The sequence below is a fragment of the Arthrobacter sp. NPDC093139 genome (assembly GCF_044754165.1).
GTDB lineage: Bacteria > Actinomycetota > Actinomycetes > Actinomycetales > Micrococcaceae > Arthrobacter.
The window spans coordinates 525597-544653 of the sequence record NZ_JBIVOO010000001.1 but is presented as its reverse complement, the minus strand read 5'-3'; the positions used below and the strand labels follow the sequence as shown (position 1 = coordinate 544653).

The following is a 19057-nucleotide window of genomic DNA, read 5'->3' as shown; positions in this document are numbered from 1 at the left end:
TGTTTGGCTGCTTTGCGGTGGCGGTGGTGCTTGCCGGTGATGGGTCCAGTTTGGCGATGGTGGAGGCGTCCCAGAGGTGGGAGGCGTGCATGTCGAGGCGCATCCCCTTGCCCGGCATCACACCGGTTCCATAACGTTGGAACCAAGGCCGGGGGCGGCCGAAGAGCCGGGCTGGCTGGGCCGTTGCCTGGCCTGCGGCCGCAAAGGAAGGTCATGCCGTGGGAAACGCGTCACTCTATCTGGACGTGGACGGCGTGGTGTGCCCGTTTGGCGCCGCCGGACTCACGCCGTGGGGTTCGGCCTGGAGGTATGCGTACACCGGCATGCTCGAGGTGGCCTATGCGGCCGAATTGATCGACGAACTCAACGGGCTGGCGCGGACACCGGGCCTGCGCCGCGTCTGGCTCACCAGCTGGGAGGAACTGGCGCCCGCGGTGCTGTGCCCCGTAACCGGGCTCGACGGCGGAGACTGGCCGGTGCTGACCGCGGACGGTGCGGGCAGTGGAGCAGACTGGTGGAAGCTGGAGGCCATCCAGGCGGACGTCGAGTTCAGCCGTCCCGAGCGGATCATCTGGGTGGACGACCAGCTCGCCTTCGAAGGCCGGGCACAGTCCTGGGCCAGGATCCTGCGCGGGCGCGCGCTGCTGGTCTCGCCCGATCCGAGGCGGGGTCTGTCCCCCGGGGAGCTTGAAGCCATTCGGACCTTCATGGAAGACCGGGTTTGATCTGAACTGCGTGGCGCGTACGATCTATAGGGTTTCAAACCCGTTTCTGCAGCCACTGCAAGTCCCATCGCGTGAACAGCCGGTGAACTCTGTGCCTTGCAGGCGTCCGGGGGATGTGGAACTGCTGATCATCGACTCTGCAGATTGGGCAACAGGTGGATATCACCTTAATGGTGGCGCTGGTCATAGCACTGGCCTTATTTTTCGACTTCACCAACGGATTTCATGACACCGCGAATGCGATGGCCACGCCCATCGCCACCGGTGCCATCAAACCCAAGAAGGCAGTCGCACTGGCAGCCGTCCTGAACCTGGTGGGCGCGTTCCTGTCCACGGAAGTGGCCAAGACGGTTTCCGGCGGCATCATCCGTGAGGGAAACGACGGCATCCAGATCACGCCGGAGATCATCTTCGCCGGGCTCATGGGCGCGATCCTTTGGAACATGATCACCTGGCTGAAGGGCCTGCCGTCCAGCTCGTCGCACGCCCTGTTCGGCGGGCTCATTGGCGCCGCTGTGGCCGGCATCGGATTCCACTCCATAAATCTGGAATCGCTGCTGCAGAAGGTCATCCTGCCAGCGATCTTCGCCCCGCTCATCGCCGGCATCGTGGCCTACATCTGCACCCGGGTGGCCTACGCGCTCACCTCCCGGCATGATCCCGAGACCGGCAGCAAGCTCACGCAGAAACGCGGCGGCTTCCGGACCGGCCAGATCTTCACGTCCAGCCTCGTGGCGCTGGCCCACGGCACCAACGACGCCCAGAAGACCATGGGCATCATCACGCTCGTGCTGATCGCCGCCGGAACGCAGGAGCCGGGTTCAGGCCCGGTGTTCTGGGTCATCGCGGCCTGCGCGTTTGCCATCGCCATCGGAACCTACGCAGGCGGCTGGCGGATCATCAGGACCATGGGCGCAGGCCTTACTGAGGTCAAGCCCGCGCAGGGCTTCGCGGCCGAATCCAGCACCGCGTCCGCCATTCTCGCCTCCTCGCACCTTGGCTTCGCGCTCTCCACCACGCAGGTGGCGTCCGGTTCTGTGATCGGTTCAGGCATGGGCCGCAAGGGGACAACCGTCCGCTGGGGCATGGTGGGGCGCATCGCGCTCGGCTGGCTCTTCACCCTGCCCGCAGCGGGCGTTGTCGGCGCCCTCACCGCGATCCTCGTCAAGACAGGCACCGTGGGCGTGGTTATCGCCGCCGTCGCCGGAACCGGAGCCGTGCTCTACATGTTCCTGGTCTCACGCAAGTCCGCAGTTGGCCACCACAACGCTGTAGAGGTCGAAGAAGCGGGACAGGCCGTCCGCTTTGCCAAGAAGAAAGCCCTCGCCCGGGCCGCACGCGACGCCGAGCGCGCCAAGGCGAACGATCCGAAGGATACGCAGCGATGAAGTGGTTGGAACTCCTCACCGTAGCCGGTGCCACGCTGACCGCAGCCGTGACCGTTGTGGTCCTGTATTCCCTGGGCGTCCGCCTCACCGCCATCGCCGGAGACAGCCAGACTGCCGCCCCCGCATGGGTCCGCTACTTCGCCTACATCTGCTTCGGCCTTTGCGGAGTGGCAGTGCTGTTCGGGCTATACCTGATCATTCCCTACTTCAGCGGATAGCGGGGGCAGCGGCCAGCGTCAGCCGCTCTGGGAACCTCGCACGGGACTCGCTAGGCTGGGCCCATGTCCAGTGTCCAGTACTACGTGGCGTCTTCCCTCGACGGGTTCATCGCCACGGCTGATGATGACCTTGCCTGGCTGCTGCAGTTCGACGGGTTCGAAGGCGGGAAAGAAAGCTACGACTCCTTCATGGCCGGCGTGGGCTGCATCGTGATGGGCGGCGCAACCTACCAGTGGCTGATGGACCACGAGCCGGGCAACTGGCCTTACGCCGACATGCCCTGCTGGGTGTTCACGCACCACGAATTCAGCGCCCCGCCAGGTGCGGACATCACGTTCGTCCGTGGGGACGTCGCTGAGTTCGCTGACGACTTCACCGGCGACGCCGCAGGCAAAAACGTCTGGGTGGTAGGAGGCGGCGAACTCGCCGCCCAGTTCGCCGACGCGGGCCTGCTGGATGAGCTGATCGTCTCGATCATCCCCGTCGTGCTCGGACGGGGGAAGCGGCTGCTGCCGCTGAAAGGCCCGACGCCGCCGCTTGAGTTGGTGGATTCCCGCACCCAGGGGCGGGGGATCGTGGAGTTGCGGTACCGCTTCGCTGGAAAGTCCGGCTAGGCGCCGATGTCCCGGATCAGGTTGGTGAGGCGGGCGGTGGAGAGCCGGCGGCCCTGCTCATCTGTCATGACAATCTCGTGCGTGGTCAGTGTACGGCCCAGGTGGATGGCAGTGCATGTGCCCGTCACGGTGCCTGACGCGATGGCCCGGTGATGCGTTGCCCCCACCTCGATGCCCAGTGCCTGCCGGCCCGGCCCGGCATGCATCCCGGCCGCGAATGATCCCAGGGTCTCGGCCAGCACCACGTGGGCGCCGCCATGGAGGATTCCGGCCACCTGGGTGTTCCCCTCCACCGGCATCGTGGCCACCGTCCGTTCGGGGCTCATCTCCAGGAAACGGATGCCCATCTTCACCACGAGCGCACCGATTCCGTACGTGCCCAGCCAATCGTGGAGGTGTTCTGGCACACCAGCGGCAAAGAGCTCTTCCCTGAACTGGGCCTCGACGGAGGGAACCTTCCCGGAAGGGCGCGCTGCTTCCGCCGGCCCGCCGTCTCCGGCCCGTTCCCCGTCAGGGCTGCCGAGAGTGAAATTGTCCATCATGGCAACTAGGCTGGCACCTGTGAGTGAAACAACCAAACCGGCCCCCTTCCCGTCCACAACCGAGACCCTTCAGGACATCGCAGTGTCCTCGCCTGCCGGCCCGTCGGTGTCGGCCACCGAGGCACCCGTTATTCCCCTGACGGACCAGCCCCGACTTCTGGTGCTGGACGGGCACTCCATGGCCTTCCGGGCTTTCTTTGCCCTCCCGGCTGACAAATTCTCCACCGCCCGGGGCCAGCACACCAATGCGATCCATGGGTTTACATCCATGCTCATCAACCTGATCAAGGAACAAAAGCCCACGCACATCGCGGTGGCTTTCGACGTGTCGGATGACACCACTCACCGCAAGGCCGAGTACAGCGAGTACAAGGGCGGCCGCAATGAGACTCCCCGGGAGATGAGCGGCCAGATCGACCTCATCGACCAGGTGATGAGCGCCTGGGGCATCAAGACCATCAAGATGCCCGGCTACGAGGCTGACGACATCCTGGCCACGCTGGCAGCGATGGGTGAAAAGGCCGGATACGAAGTCCTGCTCGTATCGGGTGACCGGGACGCCTTCCAGCTCATCACGGACAACGTTTTCGTGCTCTATCCCCGGAAGGGCGTCAGCGACATCCCGCGCATGGATGCCGCCGCCGTCCAGGAAAAGTACTTTGTCTCGCCCGCCCAGTATTCGGATCTCGCCGCCCTGGTGGGGGAGACCGCGGACAACCTCCCGGGGGTTCCCGGCGTCGGACCCAAGACGGCTGCGAAGTGGATCAACCTCTATGGCGGACTCGAAGGCGTGCTGGAACACCTCGATGCCATCGGCGGGAAGGTGGGCGACGCGCTGCGGGCCAACGTTGATGCGGTGAAGCGCAACCGCAAGCTGAACAGGCTGCACACAGACCTCGACCTGCCCGTGACGCTGGACGAACTGGCGGATCCGCGGCCAAACCAGGAGGCGCTCGAGGAGCTCTTCGACACCCTCGAGTTCAAGACCATCCGCACGCGGCTCTTTGAGCTGTACGCCAGCGATGCCCCCGAAGCGGAACGCGAGCCCCTGGAGAGCAGGGACTTCGTCAGACTGACCGACGCGGATGCGCTCCGGTCCTTCTTGGCAGCAGGGGCCGGCCAGCGGTCTGCCCTCGCCGTCGACGTCCTGCCCGGCCGGATCGGTGAGGACGCCGATGCCGTCGCGATCGTGCGGGACGACGCCGCCGCCTACGTCGACCTTACGTCGCTGGACGCCGACGCCGAGAACGTCCTGAGGCAGTGGCTCCGGGACGCGGAATCCCCGAAGGTCATGCACGGCTACAAGGCAGCCCTGAAAGCCCTGAACAACCGCGGGCTTGGCCTGGAAGGCGTGGTGGATGACACCTCCATCTCCGGTTACCTCATCCAGCCCGACCGCCGCACCTACGAGCTGGCTGAGCTGGCCCAATACCACCTGAACATCCACGTTTCTCCTGAGGCCGCCAAGGCCGGGCAGTTGGAACTGACGTTCGACGACGACGCCGCAGCGGCGTCGGGGGCGCTGGTCCAGGTCGCCGCCGTCGTCCACAAGCTGAGCCGGTTCTTCGAATCTGAACTGCAGGAACGCAAGGCCGAGGAACTGCTGGCAACACTGGAACTGCCGGTGAGCCGGGTCCTGGCCGACATGGAGCATGCCGGCATCGCCGTCTCCATGGACCTGATGGACGAACAGCTGGCGGACCTGGCCCGCGTGATCGACGATGCTCAGGAACGGGCCTTCGCCGCGATCGGCCACGAGGTCAACCTGGGGTCGCCGAAGCAGCTGCAAACGGTGTTGTTCGACGAGCTGAAGCTGCCCAAGACCAAGAAAATCAAATCGGGCTACACCACGGACGCCGCTTCGCTGAAGAACCTGCTGGAGAAGACGGGCCATGAATTCCTGGTTCAGCTCATGGCGCACCGCGAATCGGCCAAGCTGCGCCAGATGGTGGAGACGCTCAAGAAGTCCGTGGCCGAGGACGGGCGCATCCACACCACGTACGCCCAGAATGTGGCGGCGACGGGGCGCATCTCCTCCAACAACCCCAACCTGCAGAACATCCCGATCCGCAGCGAGGAGGGCCGGCGCGTCCGTGGCATCTTCGTGGTCAGCGACGGGTACGAGTGCCTGCTGTCCGCGGACTACTCGCAGATTGAAATGCGCATCATGGCGCACCTGTCCGGTGATGCGGGGCTGATCGAGGCCTACCGCCAGGGCGAGGACCTGCACCGCTTCGTGGGCTCGTCCATCTTCCACGTGCCGCCGGCAGAGGTCACCAGCGCCATGCGCTCCAAGGTCAAGGCGATGTCCTACGGCCTGGCCTACGGGCTGACCTCCTTCGGCCTGTCCAAACAGCTGGAAATTTCGGTCGATGAGGCCAGGACGCTGATGAAGAACTACTTCGACCGGTTCGGCGCCGTCCGCGACTACCTCCGAGGCGTGGTGGACCAGGCCAGGATCGACGGTTACACGTCCACCATCGAAGGGCGGCGCCGCTACCTGCCGGATCTCACCAGCACGGACCGGCAGATGCGGGAAAACGCCGAGCGCATCGCTCTCAACTCGCCCATCCAGGGGTCCGCCGCGGACATCATCAAACGCGCGATGCTGGGGGTGCACGCCGAGCTGGCCGCGCAGGGACTCAAGTCGCGCATGCTGTTGCAGGTGCACGATGAACTGGTGCTGGAGGTTGCCAACGGGGAGCGCGAGGCGGTTGAGAAGCTGGTCACGGAGCAGATGGGCTCCGCGGCGCAACTGAGCGTTCCCCTTGACGTGCAGATCGGCATGGGCACCAGCTGGTACGACGCAGGCCACTAGTAAATACAGAATGCGCAGGGCGTCATATTCGGCGCCCTGCGCATGATTATTATCCGTGGCCGAATTTCAGGCGGTCAAAAGGGGGAGCAGTACGTGGCGGACAGCTATGAGATCAGGCGATTCAGGGTGTCGGACGATGGCATGCCCGGTTACACCCAGGGAGCCGACTGGCTGCAGGCGGTGGGCTTCGGCTTCCACGACACCCGGCGGAATGACGCATTCGTGGAGAAGATCCTGGCAATGTACCGGGTGGACGACCGTGAGCTGACGGGCGTCTACCAGACCGGCCAAGTTGCCCCGCATTCCCTGGGCGCCAACGTTCCCGTGGCAACATTTGGAACCTTGCGCAAGGACCTGAACGTCGGCTACGGCCGCCAGCTCCGGACGCACATGGTGACGGCGGTGACGGTGCGCGGGACCCACCGTCGCCAGGGCCTCTTGCGCCGGATGATGACCGAGGACCTCTCGTCCGCCAAGGCCGACGGGCTGGCCATGGCGGCTCTTACGGCGTCCGAGGGGTCCATCTACGGTCGTTTCGGCTACGGCGTGGCCACCTTCGAGCGGTCTGTCAGGGTCGATACCGGCCCGAGGTTCCGGCTTCGGCATGCTGCGAGAGGCAGAGTGGAAATAGCGGACCGGAAAGTCCTCCTGGACCTGGCGCCGGATGTATTCGAACGTGTGCACCGGCACACCCCCGGGTCCATTGTGCGGCAGGAAGCCTACCGGCAGAAGGTCTCCGGGGCCGTAGGCGATGAAGGCAAAGAGGACGAGGCCATCAAGTGCGCCCTGCACTACGACGCCTCGGGCGCCGTGGACGGCTATGTCTCCTACAAGTTCGCGGGCTGGGACACCAAGCCCTACACGATCGAACTCGTCGACCTCGTGGCCGCCACCCACTCCGCCTACCTGGAACTGTGGCAGTTCCTCGGCAGCATCGACCTGACCGAGCGGGTCAGCTGGGCGGAAGCCCCGGCGGATGACCCCCTCGGCTGGGCGCTGGAAGACCCGCGGTGCATCGAGTCCTCGGACCACCGGGACATGCTGTGGCTCCGAATCCTCGACGCAGGCAAGGCTCTGGCAGCCCGGCGCTATTCCGCGGACGGGTCCCTGGTACTGGCGATCAGTGATTCCCTCGGCTTTGCGGACGGCACCTTCCTCCTCGAGGTCAGCGGCGGCGATGCCCGGGTCACAGAGGCTCCGTCCGGTGTCCAGCCGGAGCTGTCGCTCGACGTGGCCGAACTCGGCTCCATCTATGTCGGCGGTGTGTGTCCGGTGACGTTGGCCTCGGCCGGACGGATTTCCGAACACAGACCCGGTGCGGCGCTGAAAGCGCGGCACATGTTCGCCGTCGAGCGCGCGCCGCACTGCCTGACCCACTTCTGACCGCATTGTGGCAGGTCACAGGCCCGAAGGGTAGCCGCGACGCTTTGACCCCGGTTCACGCGAGCGACTAGACTAAGCGGGCGTGTACTACGTGCACGCATCTCGAATCCACAAAATCAGGAGGACCCGGCAGATTCTTGCGATCTGCCGCGCTTTGCGCCTGCGTTCCATAACGCTGGGGCGATGGTTTGCCTGACCGACTAACTATCCACAACGGAGCCCCTACTACATGACCATCACCTCCACCGAGAAGCCCGGTACCCCCGTAGTCGCCATTAACGACATCGGTACCGCTGAGGACTTCCTCGCAGCAGTCGACGCCACCATCAAGTACTTCAACGACGGCGACCTCGTCGAAGGTACCGTCGTCAAGGTCGACCGCGACGAAGTTCTGCTCGACATCGGTTACAAGACCGAAGGTGTCATCCCCTCCCGCGAGCTTTCCATCAAGCACGACGTTGACCCCGGAGACGTCGTCTCCGTTGGCGATCAGGTCGAAGCCCTGGTGCTCACCAAGGAAGACAAAGAAGGCCGCCTGATCCTCTCCAAGAAGCGTGCTCAGTACGAGCGCGCCTGGGGCGACATCGAGAAGGTCAAGGAAGAAGACGGTGTTGTCACCGGTACCGTCATCGAGGTTGTCAAGGGTGGTCTTATCCTCGACATCGGTCTGCGCGGCTTCCTGCCGGCGTCCCTCGTCGAGATGCGCCGCGTGCGCGACCTGGCTCCGTACATCGGTCAGCAGATCGAAGCCAAGATCATCGAGCTGGACAAGAACCGCAACAACGTTGTGCTGTCCCGCCGTGCATGGCTCGAGCAGACCCAGTCCGAGGTCCGCTCCACCTTCCTCAACAAGCTGGAAAAGGGCCAGGTCCGTCCCGGCGTCGTTTCCTCCATCGTCAACTTCGGTGCCTTCGTGGACCTGGGCGGCGTAGACGGCCTCGTCCACGTTTCCGAGCTGTCCTGGAAGCACATCGACCACCCGTCCGAGGTTGTCGAAGTTGGTCAGGAAGTCACCGTCGAGGTCCTCGAGGTCGACCTGGACCGCGAGCGCGTCTCCCTGTCGCTCAAGGCTACGCAGGAAGACCCGTGGCAGACCTTCGCCCGCACCCACGCCCTCGGCCAGGTTGTTCCGGGTAAGGTCACCAAGCTGGTTCCGTTCGGTGCGTTCGTTCGCGTCGAAGACGGCATCGAAGGCCTGGTTCACATCTCCGAGCTCGCTGTGCGTCACGTTGAGCTCGCTGAGCAGGTTGTCTCCGTCGGCGACGAGCTGTTCGTCAAGGTCATCGACATCGACCTCGAGCGCCGCCGCATCTCCCTCTCCCTCAAGCAGGCCAACGAGGGCGTTGACGCCGAGAGCACCGAATTCGACCCGGCACTCTACGGCATGGCCGCTGAGTACGACGAAGAGGGCAACTACAAGTACCCGGAGGGCTTCGACCCGGAGTCCAACGAGTGGCTTGAAGGCTACGAGAACCAGCGCGCAGCATGGGAGCAGCAGTACGCTGACGCCCAGACCCGCTGGGAAGCCCACAAGAAGCAGGTTGCCCAGCACGCTGCCGACGACGCAGCAGCTGCAACGTCCGGCGAGAGCGACTCGGGTACCACGAGCTACTCCTCTGAGCCTGCTGCAACCGAGACCGGTGCAGGCACGCTTGCTTCGGACGAGGCTCTTGCAGCACTGCGCGAGAAGCTGACCGGCAACTAATTGCCGTGAGTACTGATAGCCAGTAAAAAGGTGGCCGTCCCCGGAAGGGGGCGGCCACCTTTTTTGGTTGCTGAGCCGGCAGCGTCAGGCGGTCTGGCCGGCGTGAGCCCCTTCGGCGATTTCCTCCAGCACCTTGTCATTGAAGGCGGGGAGGTCATCCGGCTTCCGGCTGGTGACGAAACCCTGGTCAACTACCACCTGCTCGTCGGTCCAGTTGGCACCCGCATTCCTGAGATCGGTCGCGAGGGTGTGGTAGGACGTGAGGTTCCTGCCCTTGACCACGCCGGCGTCGATGAGCAGCCAGGGGCCGTGGCATATAGCGGCCACGGGCTTGTGCTGCTCGAAGAAGCTCCGCGCAAAGGCCTGGGCGTCCTTGTTCACGCGCAGGTGGTCGGCGTTCACGACGCCGCCGGGGATCACCAGTGCGTCGAAATCAGAGGCGTTTGCCTCCGCCAGGGTGAGGTCGACGTCGAACGTGTCCCCCTTCTCGACGCCGTTGAAGCCTTGAAGCTTTCCGCTGACGGGAGCAACGAGGGTGGGCTCGCCGCCGGCTTCCTTTACCGCGTTCCAGGGGCTGGTCAACTCCACCTGCTCCACGCCATGCGTAAGCAGAAAGGCGACCTTCTTGCCTGCGATGCTGTTTTCCGACATTCGTCCTCCTTCAACCTGGCGCGCCGCCTGCGGTGTGCCGCACGGGTACCGGCCGGCCTGGCGCGCGGTGCTGGCTTACACCTCAACCCTAGGAAGCAGGAAACTGATAAGCAACGTGATAATTGCTGTCCTGGCCGGGACACCGTGGCTGTGCACCTTGGTGGGCACTACGTGGGGCACCTTGGTGGGGCACTTCGTTGGGCAACCGCTCCGGAGCGGCCGCGGTCAGCGGGGGAGCGGCGCGTCCACCCAGTCTGTGCCTTCGGGCTCCAGTTCCGAGCTTCCGGACGTCATGGCTGCGAGCCGCCCGGCCGCCTCAGCCAGGACTTCCTGCGAGTCGGGGAGGGCCAGCCGCAGGACGGTCGACTGCGGCTCGTAGCCCGTTGCTGCCATGGCATAGCCAGCGGCGCGGAGATCGTTCTCCAGCCGACCGGCAGCGGCATGGGGTACGCGGACGGCGCAGAGGCGCAACCTCCTGCGCTGCACCAGCGGCGCGAGGTCAAGGGCTGCGGACACTGATTCGGAATACGCCCGCACGAGCCCTCCGGCCCCCAGGAGTATCCCGCCAAAATACCGCACGACGACGGCACTCACGTCGCTGAGGTCCGTCACCCCGGAGGCGGTTTCCCGGCGGATCAGGGCCTCCAGCATGGGGATACCTGCCGTTCCGGAGGGCTCGCCGTCGTCGCTGGAACGCTGGACGCTGCGGTCCGGGCCCAGCACGAACGCAGAACAGTGGTGCCGTGCATCATGGAATTCCCGCCGCAGGTCGGCCACGAGCGCCCGCGCAGCATCTTCGCTGTCCGTGCGCCGCAGCACAGTGATGAACCGCGACCGCTTGACTTCCAGCTCATGGCGGAAGTCCGGCCCGGCGGCCAGGGTGGTGAAGGACAACGTCCTGCTCTCTTGCTCTTGCACCGCCCAAGTCTAGTCCGGGCATGGGCGAGCGGAGCGAGGTCAGGGGGGCGGTGGGTGGGCCCACGCCGCGAGGGTTCCCTGGGCGAGCGGAGCGAGGTCAGGGGGCGGTGGGGACTATATTCTGGGGGTGTGTTGAAGATCGGGTTGACGGGCGGCATCGCCTCAGGGAAGTCCATGGTGGCCGCACGCCTCAGGGAGCTGGGGGCGGTGCTCGTGGATGCCGACGCCATCGCCCGCGACGTCGTGGAACCGGGCACGCCCGGCCTCGCCGCCGTAGTGCAGCAGTTCGGGGAGGACATCCTCGACGCCGAGGGCCGGCTGGACCGGGCGCGCCTCGGCGCCGTCGTGTTCCGGGACCCGGAGCGGCGTGCCGAGCTTAACGGAATTGTCCACCCCCTGGTCCGGCGGCACGCCGCCGCGGTGATGGCCGCCGCCCCCGCGGACGCCGTCGTGGTCCAGGACATCCCGCTCCTTGTCGAAACAGGCCAACAAAGCAATTTCCACCTTGTCGTGGTTGTCGACGCGGCAGCCGAGGTCCGGGTCCAGCGGATGGTCAAACACCGCGGCATGACGGAGGAGGAGGCCCGCTCCCGGATGGCCGCCCAGGCCGCCCGGGCCGTCCGGCTGGCGGCGGCGGATGTTGTCCTGGATAATTCCGGCACTCCGGAGGACCTGCGGTGTGAGGTGGACCGGCTGTGGCAGGACCGGCTCGTGCCATACGCCAGGAACATCAGCGAGGCCACCGTCGCCGCCCGGAACGGCGGCCCGGTGCTGGTTCCGCACGATCCGGACTGGCGGCGCCAGGCGTCCCTGCTCCTGGACAGGCTGCGGGCCGCTGCTCCCCACGATGTCCTGGCCGTCGATCACATCGGATCCACAGCCGTCCCCGGACTCGATGCCAAGAACGTCATCGACCTCCAGATGGCCGTGGCGGACCTGGAGACGGCCGACCGCATTGCGCCGCTGCTCACTGCCGCCGGGTTCCCTGTGTGGCCGGGAATCCTGCTCGACAGCCCCGCGGCCGGACGCCCCGACCCCGCAGCCTGGTCGAAGCGGCTCCACGGCAACGCAGATCCCGGACGGCCCGTGAACCTCCACGTCCGCGTGGCAGGCTCTCCCGGCTGGCGCTTCGCGCTGGGCTTCCGCGACTGGCTCACCGCGGATCCGGCCGCCCGGGACGCCTATGCGGCGGAAAAGCACCGTGTCGCGGCGCTCCACGCATCGGACACTTCCACGTCCAGGTACGCCCAGGGCAAGGAAGCCTGGTTCATGCAAACCGCCGGACCGGGAATGGAGCGGTGGGCAGCAAGCAGCGGCTGGCAGCCGCCGTCGTACGCGTCTGCGGGCAGCGGTAGATTAGATACATGAGTCTTGCGCAGGAGATCAACCGCGTCGTCGCGCCCTTTGAAGTCATCAGCGAGTTCAAGCCCGCGGGCGACCAGCCGGCCGCCATCGCCGAGCTCACCGAACGGATCAAGAACGGCGAAAAGGACGTGGTGCTCCTGGGCGCCACCGGTACGGGAAAGAGCGCCACCACGGCGTGGCTCATCGAGCAGGTGCAGCGTCCCACGCTGGTGATGGTCCAGAACAAGACCTTGGCCGCCCAGCTGGCCAACGAGTTCCGGGAACTGCTGCCCAACAATGCAGTGGAATACTTCGTCTCGTACTACGACTACTATCAGCCGGAGGCCTACGTTCCGCAGACGGACACCTTCATCGAGAAGGACTCCTCCGTCAACGAAGAGGTGGAGCGGCTCCGGCACTCCGCCACGAATGCGCTGCTGACCCGCCGGGACGTGATCGTCGTGGCCACGGTGTCCTGCATCTACGGTCTCGGCACCCCGGAGGAGTACATCGCCGGCATGGTAACGCTCCGCAGGGGCCAGGAGATGAACCGCGATGACCTCCTGCGGAAGTTCGTGTCGATGCAGTACACGCGCAACGACATGGACTTCCACCGGGGAACCTTCCGCGTCCGCGGCGACACTGTCGAGATCATCCCCATGTACGAGGAACTCGCGCTCAGGATCGAATTCTTCGGCGACGAGGTAGAGAACATCTACACGCTGCACCCGGTCACCGGCGACGTCATCCGCGAGGAAACAGAGATGTACGTCTTTCCGGCGTCCCACTACGTCGCCGGGCCCGAACGCATGTCCCGCGCCATCACGGCCATCGAGAATGAGCTCGCGGAGCGGCTCAGCGTCCTGCAGGGCCAGAACAAGCTCGTCGAGGCCCAGCGCCTGCAGTTGCGCACCAACTACGACCTCGAAATGATGCAGCAGATGGGCTTCTGCAACGGCATCGAGAACTACTCGCGGCACATTGACGGACGCCCCGGGGGCTCGGCACCACACTGTCTCCTGGACTACTTCCCGGACGACTTCCTCTTGGTGATCGACGAATCCCACGTCACCGTGCCGCAGATCGGCGCCATGTACGAGGGTGACATGTCGCGCAAGCGCACGCTCGTGGACCACGGCTTCCGGCTGCCGTCCGCCATGGACAACCGCCCGCTGAAATGGGACGAGTTCCTGGAGCGCATCGGCCAGACGGTCTACCTGTCCGCCACGCCCGGAAAGTATGAGCTCGGCAAGGCCGACGGCTACGTGCAGCAGATCATCCGTCCCACCGGCCTGGTGGACCCCGAAGTCGTCGTCAAGCCCACCAAGGGCCAGATCGACGACCTCCTGGGCGAAATCCGTACCCGCGTGGAGAAGGACGAGCGCGTCCTGGTCACCACCCTCACCAAGCGCATGGCCGAAGACCTCACGGACTACCTCCTGGGCCACGGCGTCAAGGTGGAGTACCTCCACTCGGATGTTGACACGCTGCGCCGCGTGGAGCTGCTCCGTGAACTCCGCATGGGCAGCTTCGACGTGCTCGTGGGCATCAACCTCCTCCGTGAGGGCCTCGACCTTCCCGAGGTGTCCCTGGTGAGCATCCTCGACGCGGACAAGGAGGGCTTCCTGCGCTCCTCCACGTCGCTGATCCAGACCATCGGCCGTGCGGCGAGGAACGTGTCCGGCCAGGTCCACATGTACGCGGACCGGATCACCGACTCCATGGCGCACGCCATCGAGGAGACCAACCGCCGCCGCGCCATCCAGGTCGCCTTCAACGAGAAAAATGGGGTTGACCCGCAGCCGCTGCGGAAGAAGATCGCGGACATCACGGACCAGCTGGCCCGGGAGGACGCGGACACCCAGGAACTGCTGAACAACAACCGCCTCGCGAAGGGCGCCAAGCGGGGCAAGTCCGCGGCGAAGGGCGCGGCCACCGTACGGGCGGACGGCCTCGCCGCCGCCCCCGCCGAGGACCTGGTGGGCCTGATCGAACAGCTGACTGAGCAGATGCATGGCGCGGCGGCCGAACTCCAGTTCGAGGTGGCCGCCCGGATCCGCGACGAAGTCTCGGAGCTGAAAAAGGAACTCCGCCAGATGCAGGCCGCCGGCCACGCCTGACGCAAAGCCTGCCTGGGGCGGTCCCGGAGGGGTCCGGATGGTGTCCGGATGATGGAACGTTGCCCTGCTGCGGCACGTTGAGGCGCGGGGAGGCGCCGGCGTGAGGTAAAGTTGAGGTCACGTAGGGGAGTATCCCAAGCGCTACGGACGTCAACACGCAAGGCACAGATGCCTTGCCGGGCGTAGCGGGCAGCCACATCAGCACAAAGTGCACAGGTTCGCCGGAGAGACTTACACCTGTTTTTTGTACCCTGCGAAAGGTATCTCTGTGCAGCTTCCCGTCTGGTTTGAGGTCGGCTCGTTCGTCGCCCTCGGCATCATTCTCCTGTTAGACCTGCTCCTGGTGGTGCGGCGTCCGCACGAACCCTCCATGAAGGAGGCCGGCCTCTGGGTCGCATTCTATGTGGCTCTTGCCCTGGTTTTCGCCGGTGCCATGTTCATGTTTGCGGGCCCGGAGTACGGCGGGCAGTTCGTCGCCGGCTGGGTGACCGAATACAGCCTGAGCATCGACAATCTTTTCGTTTTTATCATCATCATGGCCCGCTTCTCCGTGCCCCGTAAGTACCAGCAGGAAGTGCTGATGGTGGGTATCGTCATTGCCCTCATCCTGCGCGGCATCTTCATCATGCTCGGTGCGATCGTCATCGAGCAGTTCAGCTGGGTCTTCTACATCTTCGGTGCCTTCCTGCTGTGGACGGCGTGGAAGCAGGCACAGGACGAAGGCGAAGACGAAGAGGACCGGGAAAACCCGATCATCGCCAAGATCCGCACTGTCGTCCCCATGTCGGAGAAGTTCGACGGCGGCAAGCTCCGCACCGTGGTCAACGGCAAGAAGGTCTTCACCCCCATGCTGATCGTCTTCGTGACCATCGGCATGACGGACCTGCTGTTCGCCGTGGACTCCATCCCCGCAATCTTCGGCCTCACTCAGAGCGCGTTCATCGTCTTCACGGCTAACATCTTTGCGCTCATGGGCCTGCGCCAGCTCTACTTCCTGCTCGGCGGCCTGATGAACCGCCTCATCTACCTGAAGCACGCGCTCTCCTTCATCCTGGCGTTCATCGGCGTCAAGCTGATCCTGCATGCCATGCACGTCAACGAACTGCCGTTCATCAACGGCGGCCACCACATCGAGTGGGCACCCGAGATCCCCACCTACGTTTCCCTCGCGGTCATCGTGGGCACCATCATCGTCGCGGTGATCGCCAGCCTGGTCAGCTCCAAGGCGCAGCAGGCCAAGCTGGACGCCCGCCTCGAGGAGGACGCCCGGAAGAGTCGGAGCGGCGTGGACGCGGACGTCGACTAGGCGTACGGCCATCATGCCTTAGGCAGCCCCCTGGGACTTGCCGACGGGGAACCCCGGTCACTGTGTGGCCGGGGTTCTCCCTTTCAAAAATCTTGCAGCGGGCGCTCCTCGTATCGCCGCGCCCGGACTATGCTCGGAGGATGGCAACCACTTCCCGGGCGGAGCCGGATGTGCGCCAGGTGCAGCGTCGCACCGTGCTGCTCCTGGGATCCGCGCAGTTGCTCAGCGCCATTGTTACAGGGGCCACCGTATCAATCGGCTCCCTGCTCGCCGTCGACCTGTCCGGTTCCGAGGCGTGGGCCGGATCAGTCGCCACCATGATGACTCTCGCCGCCGCGCTGGCGGCCCTGCCGCTGGCCTCATTGGCCGAGCGGCGTGGACGCAGGATCAGCCTCGCCACCGGCCTGGCGGCCGCCCTGGCTGGCGCGCTCCTGATCGTGGTGTCTGTGGTCACGGGCATCTTCGTGTTCCTGGCGATTGGTGCGGCCGGCGTCGGGGTGGGCACCGCCGCCAATCTTCAGGCACGTTTCGCCGCCGTCGATCTGGCCGACGCCGAACACCGCGGACGTTCCCTGTCCGCCGTCGTCTGGGCCATCACCGTCGGGGCCGTGGCCGGGCCCAACCTGGTCCAGCCGGGCGCCGTGGTGGGCCAGAGCCTGGGGCTGCCGCCCATTGCGGGACCGTTCGTCATCTCCGCCGCAGGGCTGTTGCTCGCCTGCGGCCTGCTCCTGGCCGGGCTGCGCCCCGACCCCCTCATCCTGGCGCGGCAACTTGCCGCACGGGGCCAGCCCGTCGGGGCTGCCGCGGGCGCTGCTCCGGTTCCGGCGCTGGCCGGAGGCTCGCTCGCGAGGGGCCTCCGCGCGGTCCGTCCCGCACCGGCCGCGATCCTGGCGCTGGCCGCCGTGGTCGGTGCCCACGCCATGATGGTGGGCGTCATGTCCATGACCCCGCTCCACCTGCAGGCACTGGTTGCGGGCCCCCACAGTGTCCATGGCAGCCATGCCGCCGGAAGCGATGCGCTGGTCATCATCGGCTTCACCATCTCGCTGCACATAGCCGGGATGTTCGCGCTCTCGCCGGTCATGGGCTGGCTGACCGACAAGCTGGGGAGGACGCAGACCATCGTGCTGGGCCTCGCCACTCTCCTGGCCGCCGTTCTGGTGGCCGGGTTCGGCCAGGGGTCGACGACGGCGGTCGCAGCGGGCCTCGTGCTCCTGGGCGTGGGGTGGTCGGCCTCCACCATCTCCGGATCCACGCTCCTTGCGGAAAGCGTCAGCCAGCAGGACCGCGTCGCAGTCCAGGGCGTATCGGACATGCTGATGGGTGTGGCCGGCGCCGTCGGCGGTGCTGTCTCGGGCCTTGTCCTGAGCTGGGTCGGATACCTGGGCCTCAATCTGGCCGGCGGCGTGCTCGGTGCCGCGGTCCTGGCGGCCGCCGTCGTTGCCCTTCTGACCGGGCGGTCGAAACCGGTCGGGTCAGTGCCGGACTGACCGCACCATACCCAGCAGCCGGCCGAAGATCGCTTCGCCGTCGTCGGCGATGCCGTCGTGGTGGAAATCAGCAGTTTCCCAGACCTGCAGTCCCCGGACAGCTGCGGCGGTCTCCAGGGACAGGCCGCGCTCCACGTAGATATCGTCGGTGTACACGGCGGCTGCTGCCGGCACGGTGTTGGCCGCCAACTGAGGCAGGTCATAAAGGGGCTTCCAGTCCGGTTTGGCGGCCAGCAGGTTAGCCACGTCCCTCAGCGGGCGCAGCGCCTCGTCCTGCTCGAAGTACCACGGATAGACCATCTCGCCGGTCAACAGGAGTTCCGCTGCGTCCGGGCTGAACTCCGGGAACTCCCGGAGGATCCGCCACGCCGCCCAATCGGTGGCCGAGCCCTGGCCGTAAATGGATTCATGCATCAGCGCGTAGAGGGGATTGCCGGCGCGTGAGACCAGGGGTCGCAGCTGCTCGAGGAAGGAGTCAGACAACCGGACACCGCGTGGCGTGTCCACGAAGGCGTCCTCCAACAGGTTATGGAGCGCGTCCACCCTGGTGTTTCCGCCCAGAAAGGCACCCACCATCTGGAACCGCTCCACTGTCAGGCGTTCACCCCCGGGCAGAAACTCATCCGTGCTCCGGAGGTGGCGGGCGATCCGGTCCACGGTAGACCGGTCTTCGGGATACCAGCCAAAGTACTCCGCGTTGCGGGCGGCCACGCGCTTGTAGGTCTCCCGATACACGCGCTCTGCCGATCCGGACAGCGGGGCCAGCCCGCCGGTGATGAGGACCTCCCGCAGCCCGTCGGGCGCGAACGAAAGGTACGTCAACGCGCAGAATCCGCCGTAGCTTTGGCCGTAGATGCTCCACGGTTCCGAGCCCAGGGCCCGGCGGATCAGCTCCGCGTCGGCCACGATCGAGTCAGCCCGGAAATGTTCGAGGTAGCGGGCCTGGGCAGCGGCGTCGCCCCGCGCCGGAAGCGTGTTCCGGTCGATGGGGGCGGAGAGCCCGGTGCCCCGCTGGTCCAGCATGAGGATCCGGAAATCCTTTGCGGCCGCCTTGCTCCAGCCGCCGAGCGACATGAGCCGGTTGCCGCGGCCGCCCGGTCCGCCCTGCAGGTAGAGGAGCCACGGCAACTGCTCCGCCGCTGCCTCGCTGTGGTCCGCGGACACATATTCGCGCGCGAAGACGGTGATGGTCTCGGCGGCGCCGTCCCTGCCGGCGGCCGGGTTGAAATGGTCCAGCGGGACGGTGAAGTAATGCTCGGCGGTGCGCATCCCGCGGAACTCATGGCGGGCACGGACGGTGTGGACGGCGGCGTCCGCGGTAACCTCAGCCATGGACGCCCGCCCCGCCGCGGGCGCCAAACGCCGCCAAGGCGTCGCCGGTGAGGCGGAAGGTGGACCACTCCTCCATCGGGTTGGCCCCGAGCTTCCGGTAGAAATTGATGGAGGGTTCGTTCCAGTCCAGGACGCTCCACTCAACGCGTGCGTACCCGCGTTCGACAGCGGTGGCCGCCAGATGCTGCAGCAGCGCTTTGCCGTGGCCCTCGCCGCGCGCCTCCGGAGTCACATAGAGATCCTCCAGGTAGATGCCGTGGACGCCTTCCCAGGTCGAGTAGTTCAGGAACCACAGGGCGAATCCCTGGACGTCTCCGGCGTCGTTCTCGGCCATGTGGGCGAACACCCGGGGGTGCTCGCCGAAGAGCACCTCGGTCAGCATCTCCGGCGTGTTCCGGACGGCGTCCGGCTCCCTTTCATAGATGGCCAGGTCATGGATCATCTGGAGGATAGCGGGGACATCGGCCGGGGTTGCGGGACGGATTACGCTCATGTTCCGAGC

At 65.9% G+C, this 19057-nt stretch carries 16 protein-coding genes; 11 read left to right on the top strand and 5 right to left on the bottom strand.

Annotation, left to right across the window (positions count from 1 at the left end):
- Positions 1 to 218 precede the first annotated feature (218 nt).
- The 4 genes from ACIP90_RS02665 (at position 219) to ACIP90_RS02650 (ending at position 2946) form a co-directional block, all read left to right on the top strand.
- A complete protein-coding gene (locus ACIP90_RS02665) occupies positions 219 to 725 on the top strand; it encodes an HAD domain-containing protein (RefSeq protein WP_400576599.1) in 507 nt (168 codons plus the stop codon).
- A gap of 155 nt (positions 726 to 880) precedes the next feature.
- Entirely contained in the window at positions 881 to 2113 is a 1233-nt protein-coding gene (locus tag ACIP90_RS02660; RefSeq protein ID WP_400576597.1) for an anion permease, read from the top strand.
- On the top strand, positions 2110 to 2331 hold the full coding sequence (locus tag ACIP90_RS02655) for a hypothetical protein (RefSeq protein WP_400576596.1): 222 nt from the start codon (positions 2110 to 2112) through the stop codon (positions 2329 to 2331). Before ACIP90_RS02660 ends, ACIP90_RS02655 begins: the two co-directional genes overlap by 4 nt.
- Positions 2332 to 2394: 63 nt before the next feature.
- Complete coding sequence (locus tag ACIP90_RS02650) at positions 2395 to 2946, top strand: dihydrofolate reductase family protein (RefSeq protein ID WP_400576594.1); 552 nt, start codon at positions 2395 to 2397, stop codon at positions 2944 to 2946.
- Here the strand turns inward: ACIP90_RS02650 and ACIP90_RS02645 are convergent.
- A complete protein-coding gene (locus ACIP90_RS02645; protein ID WP_400576592.1) occupies positions 2943 to 3488 on the bottom strand; it encodes a hotdog fold thioesterase in 546 nt (181 codons plus the stop codon). The genes ACIP90_RS02650 and ACIP90_RS02645 overlap by 4 nt on opposite strands.
- On the opposite strand from ACIP90_RS02645, the gene polA reads away from it, so the two are divergent.
- The 3 genes from polA (at position 3487) to rpsA (ending at position 9394) form a co-directional block, all read left to right on the top strand.
- Positions 3487 to 6306 carry a DNA polymerase I gene (polA, locus tag ACIP90_RS02640; RefSeq protein WP_400576590.1) on the top strand — a complete coding sequence of 940 codons (2820 nt, stop codon included), beginning with the start codon at positions 3487 to 3489 and terminating at the stop codon, positions 6304 to 6306. The two genes, ACIP90_RS02645 and polA, sit on opposite strands and share 2 nt — an antisense overlap.
- Positions 6307 to 6399: 93 nt before the next feature.
- The gene (locus tag ACIP90_RS02635) at positions 6400 to 7689 is read left to right on the top strand and encodes a GNAT family N-acetyltransferase (RefSeq protein ID WP_400576587.1); all 1290 of its coding nucleotides are present in this window, start codon (positions 6400 to 6402) and stop codon (positions 7687 to 7689) included.
- A gap of 229 nt (positions 7690 to 7918) precedes the next feature.
- On the top strand, positions 7919 to 9394 hold the full coding sequence (rpsA, locus tag ACIP90_RS02630; protein ID WP_306910457.1) for a 30S ribosomal protein S1: 1476 nt from the start codon (positions 7919 to 7921) through the stop codon (positions 9392 to 9394).
- 84 nt (positions 9395 to 9478) lie between these two features.
- Here rpsA and ACIP90_RS02625 read toward each other — a convergent pair whose 3' ends face one another.
- Positions 9479 to 10045 carry a type 1 glutamine amidotransferase domain-containing protein gene (locus tag ACIP90_RS02625; protein ID WP_400576585.1) on the bottom strand — a complete coding sequence of 189 codons (567 nt, stop codon included), beginning with the start codon at positions 10043 to 10045 and terminating at the stop codon, positions 9479 to 9481.
- A gap of 225 nt (positions 10046 to 10270) precedes the next feature.
- On the bottom strand, positions 10271 to 10963 hold the full coding sequence (locus ACIP90_RS02620; RefSeq protein ID WP_400576583.1) for an IMPACT family protein: 693 nt from the start codon (positions 10961 to 10963) through the stop codon (positions 10271 to 10273).
- A 129-nt stretch (positions 10964 to 11092) separates the two neighbouring features.
- On the opposite strand from ACIP90_RS02620, the gene coaE reads away from it, so the two are divergent.
- From coaE to ACIP90_RS02600, 4 genes are all read left to right on the top strand, one after another.
- Entirely contained in the window at positions 11093 to 12331 is a 1239-nt protein-coding gene (gene coaE / locus ACIP90_RS02615) for a dephospho-CoA kinase (protein WP_400576582.1), read from the top strand.
- Positions 12328 to 14427, top strand: a complete 2100-nt coding sequence (gene uvrB, locus ACIP90_RS02610) for an excinuclease ABC subunit UvrB (RefSeq protein WP_400576580.1) — start codon at positions 12328 to 12330, stop codon at positions 14425 to 14427. Before coaE ends, uvrB begins: the two co-directional genes overlap by 4 nt.
- Positions 14428 to 14695: 268 nt before the next feature.
- On the top strand, positions 14696 to 15733 hold the full coding sequence (locus tag ACIP90_RS02605; RefSeq protein WP_400576577.1) for a TerC family protein: 1038 nt from the start codon (positions 14696 to 14698) through the stop codon (positions 15731 to 15733).
- A gap of 140 nt (positions 15734 to 15873) precedes the next feature.
- Entirely contained in the window at positions 15874 to 17223 is a 1350-nt protein-coding gene (locus ACIP90_RS02600; RefSeq protein ID WP_400576576.1) for an MFS transporter, read from the top strand.
- Here the strand turns inward: ACIP90_RS02600 and ACIP90_RS02595 are convergent.
- Positions 17209 to 18555, bottom strand: coding sequence for an alpha/beta fold hydrolase (locus tag ACIP90_RS02595; protein ID WP_400576574.1), 1347 nt, complete (start codon positions 18553 to 18555; stop codon positions 17209 to 17211). The genes ACIP90_RS02600 and ACIP90_RS02595 overlap by 15 nt on opposite strands.
- Positions 18548 to 19048, bottom strand: a complete 501-nt coding sequence (locus ACIP90_RS02590) for a GNAT family N-acetyltransferase (RefSeq protein WP_400576572.1) — start codon at positions 19046 to 19048, stop codon at positions 18548 to 18550. The genes ACIP90_RS02595 and ACIP90_RS02590 overlap by 8 nt, the downstream gene beginning before the upstream one ends.
- Positions 19049 to 19057 lie beyond the last annotated feature (9 nt).